Genomic DNA, 3,451 nt, shown 5'->3' with positions numbered 1-3,451 from the left:
CACGGATTATCCGGAGGATTCTGTTATCCCGAGTTGTGCCTGCCATGCCCGTCCGGGTGCGGACGAGGGTGCGTATTCCTCGGGATAACTATTTGAGCCCGGCGAGTCGGAGGATCAGATCATCGGGTCCTTTCCAGATCCGGGCGAGGTCGGGAGCGCTGCTGGCGGCTTTCTGGATGGCCTCTCGGACCATTTGGTTGTCTGCCGAGGCGTAGATTTCAGTCGTGGAGATGTTTGCATGCCCTAGGAATTCCTTGATGTGGGGCAGGGGCACGCCGGCACGGAGCATCTGCATCGCACGCGCGTGCCGCAGCTGATGGGCATGGATTCGCTCGGGAATCTCCGGACAGTTCTCCCGTGCGGTGGCCGCATGCTTGTTGAGCAGGTAGGAGACGTTGTCCTGGCTCATCGGCTGGTGACGGCCGGACCGAACCGTGTAGAAGAACAGTGCTCCCGGGACACGGGTGCCGGGGTGGAATAGTTCCAGATACTGATCCAGGTGGCGTCCGGTTTTGTCCATGATGGGCAGTGTGCGTGTCTTTCGTCCTTTGCCTGTGAGTATTACCTGCCCGCTTCCCGGCGTGGTGTTCACGTCCGCCAGTGTCAGGTCAAGAACTTCCTGGATGCGCGCGGCGGCGTCGAAGAGCAGCAGGATCATCGTGGTGTCACGTAGCCCGTGCCTGGTTTGTTGCCCCGGTGCGCGAATCAGCGCATCAACGGCGGCCATGCTCAACGCATCCGGCGCATGCTCCGGTGTCCGGGCCGGGCGGACCCTTTTGACGTCCAACCAGACCGCGACAAGTGCCGGCTCCTCCCCGGCGCAATACGACAGAAAAGACTTGATGGCAGCCAGCCGCTGGTTCGCTGTGGAGGCACTCAGGTGCCGGACATCCATGAGCCACGAGATGAATCCGGACATGCTGCTGTAGGTGATCTCCTCGAAACCGATCTGCTCCAGTTTCATATGCCGGGTTTCGCCAAGAAACACCAAAAGGGCGTTCAAGGCGGTCTTGTAGGAACGGATCGTGTGTGGGCTGAGTCTGCGTGATCGGGGCAGGTAGCTGGTCAGCCAGCTCCGGACCAGGGTGAAGAATTCATCGGATTTCATGGTGTGCCTCCGGGAACCTGGCTTCAATGTTTGTGTTCGCGATGCCGCGCAGCTCGGGGTGGAAATCGGCGGCCAAATGGAAGTAGTACCAGGTGTCCTCCGTGTCGCTGTGCCCCAGATGCAGGCTCAAATAGGCGACCAACACTTCCGGGTTCCTGCCGGCGCGCACCCACCGGTTGATCACTTCGATCACATGCACATGCCGCAGGTCATAGGGCCGCGGAGGCGAACCGGGACTCGCCACGATGAACGGGTCGGCGGCATCCAGAAGCTCATGGAACCAATAGTCTGGGGTGCTCTGGCTGTAGAAATCACCATGATGGTTGGGGAAGAACGGTATCCGGTCCGGATGGTAGGAGTCGATCGCGGCGTCATATCGGCGGCAATACGCGTGCAGGTCCGGTGACATGAACACCATCCGGTCCTTGTGGCCCTTTGACTCACGGATCAGCACCGAACCGTGGGCCAGGTCGACATCATTGCGGTGAAGCTTCCTCGCCTCGCCCGGACGCAGGCCCAGGCAGTAGATCATCCGGAACATCACCGGAATGATCAGCTGTCGCTGGCCACCATAAGGCGACATCTGGATCGTGTCAGCGGCATCAAAAAGTGCACGCAACTCTTGGTGGGAGAAAATATGCGGACGGTAATGAATGTGCCGCCCGGGGATGCCTGTCGGGATGACATAGGCATCGGCCCCCAATGAAGCCATGTGTTTGGCGAGCTGCCTGATCGGGGTGATCCGCCTGATCTGGCCGTTGACGTGCTCACCGGGTCGTTGCAGGGCCCAGTCCATGGCCATCTCCCGGGAGAGAATCGTCTGTCCCGGGTATCGCCGGGCACACATCGTGTCGAAGGCCGACAAATGACGTTCCGAGGACTCATACGGCAGCCCCATCGCATGCTTGAGCTCCAGCAGACCCCGGATCTGAGGAGCCAGACCGCTGACAAACCGATTCATGACAATGCCCGTCTCGGCTCGATCCCTGCGAAGTCAAGACAGCATGCCCGCATGTGTTCCTCGTCGGCGGTGAGATAGTGCTTGGCCGCGGAAATGTCCCGGTGACCGAGCGCTCCGGAGATCACCGGCAGCGGCGTATCGCCTTCCAGCATTCTGGTCGCCAAGGAGGCTCTCAACACCCGAAAACCGTGGCCCATATCGGGCTGTGAACCGATTCCTGCCCGGACAAAGGCACGGGCCGACACCTCATACGCGCTGCCTGAAGGCGAAAGGCCAACATACGGGGCTTTTGCACGAAGGAACACATGCTCATCGTTCACCCCGGCAGGCCTGTCATGCAGCAGGTAGTCGACGATGGCCTCGCCGACATCAGCCAAAAGCGGCAGGATCAATACCGCATCGGTCTTGTGTTGTGCCAGGGTGATTTGTCCTTGCCGCCAGTCGATATCCTTCAGGCGCAGGGCAACGATGTCGACGGGGCGCAACCCGGTGCGTGCGCCCAGCAGCAGCATGGCACGGTCACGTCTTCCGGTGGCCTTCCCCGGGACGGGCGCGTTCGTCAGCATCTCGACCATCTCAGCGGGCAGCACGGAAACATGTTTCACCCGCCGTGAAACGATCCGCGGAACTGCCCTGGAGAGACCCGAACAACCTCCGGCTTCTTCGAGAAATCGACACAACACCCGAACGGCGGAGAGCACCGTCCTCATGCTGCCGGGCTGGTAGCTTTCTGCCAGTGAAACCAAAGCGGAAGCCACGTCTGAACCAGTCAACGCCCCCAAGTCCGTGATCCCTCGACCCTGCCACGATGCCAGCGCCCGACGGCCAACGGTTGCATACAGGTCCTGTGTATCCTGGGCCAGACATTGGTGGGTCAGCCACGCCTCAAAGTGCTCCTGGACCGGGTGAAACACGTCATTAAGTGCATCGTTCGGAGCGGCGTTCTTTGAGATCTTCCACTGATACGTGCCAGTTTGGTTGACCTCTGACAGCACCAGGGCCGACTTGTGCAGGACCTTGTATTTCCACTCCTTGAACCTGCCCTCGCCTCGTTCCGTGGCCAGGAACTTCAAGTAGGATGCCAAGGCTTCGTCAGTGAACTCCGTGATTCCTTCTTCGGAGCAGAACACCTCGAAGCGGTGCCACGCGCGCCGATACTGCATCAACGTTGACGGCGCCTGATTGAGCCTTATCATCTCGGTATCGGACTTCGCGATCAGCTCACCAATGGGGATCTTCACTTCTTCCTCACCTCCATGTGAAAACGAACAGGGGTGAGTCAGCGTAATCCCAGATTGTTATCCCGAATATGGTCCCTCAATACCCGTCTCTCCACAGGGATGCCGGCCGACACTCGGGATAACAGAATCCTCCGGATAATC

The 3,451-nt window shown here is 59.9% G+C and carries 3 protein-coding genes; all 3 read right to left on the bottom strand.

The window, feature by feature from the left end; all coding sequences use genetic code 11:
* Positions 1–88: 88 nt before the first annotated feature.
* Genes G6034_RS19270 through G6034_RS20365 form a run of 3 tightly spaced genes read right to left on the bottom strand, consistent with a single transcriptional unit; the run spans position 89 to position 3,310 of the window.
* A complete protein-coding gene (locus tag G6034_RS19270; RefSeq protein ID WP_176636715.1) occupies positions 89–1,108 on the bottom strand; it encodes a tyrosine-type recombinase/integrase in 1,020 nt (339 codons plus the stop codon).
* Complete coding sequence (locus tag G6034_RS19265; RefSeq protein ID WP_176636714.1) at positions 1,095–2,069, bottom strand: tyrosine-type recombinase/integrase; 975 nt, start codon at positions 2,067–2,069, stop codon at positions 1,095–1,097. The genes G6034_RS19270 and G6034_RS19265 overlap by 14 nt, the downstream gene beginning before the upstream one ends.
* Positions 2,066–3,310, bottom strand: coding sequence for a tyrosine-type recombinase/integrase (locus G6034_RS20365; RefSeq protein ID WP_176636713.1), 1,245 nt, complete (start codon positions 3,308–3,310; stop codon positions 2,066–2,068). Before G6034_RS20365 ends, G6034_RS19265 begins: the two co-directional genes overlap by 4 nt.
* Positions 3,311–3,451: the final 141 nt, after the last annotated feature.

The organism is Arthrobacter wenxiniae (genome assembly GCF_013376105.1).
Taxonomy (GTDB): Bacteria; Actinomycetota; Actinomycetes; order Actinomycetales; family Micrococcaceae; genus Specibacter; species Specibacter wenxiniae.
Note: the sequence above shows the minus strand (reverse complement) of the source record. Positions and strands in the feature narration are given on the sequence as shown.

Coding starts and splice junctions, on each gene's coding strand:
- G6034_RS19270 (WP_176636715.1), bottom strand. CDS start 1,108: ATGAAATCCGATGAATTCTTCACCCTGGTCCGGAGCTGGCTGACCAGC.
- G6034_RS19265 (WP_176636714.1), bottom strand. CDS start 2,069: ATGAATCGGTTTGTCAGCGGTCTGGCTCCTCAGATCCGGGGTCTGCTG.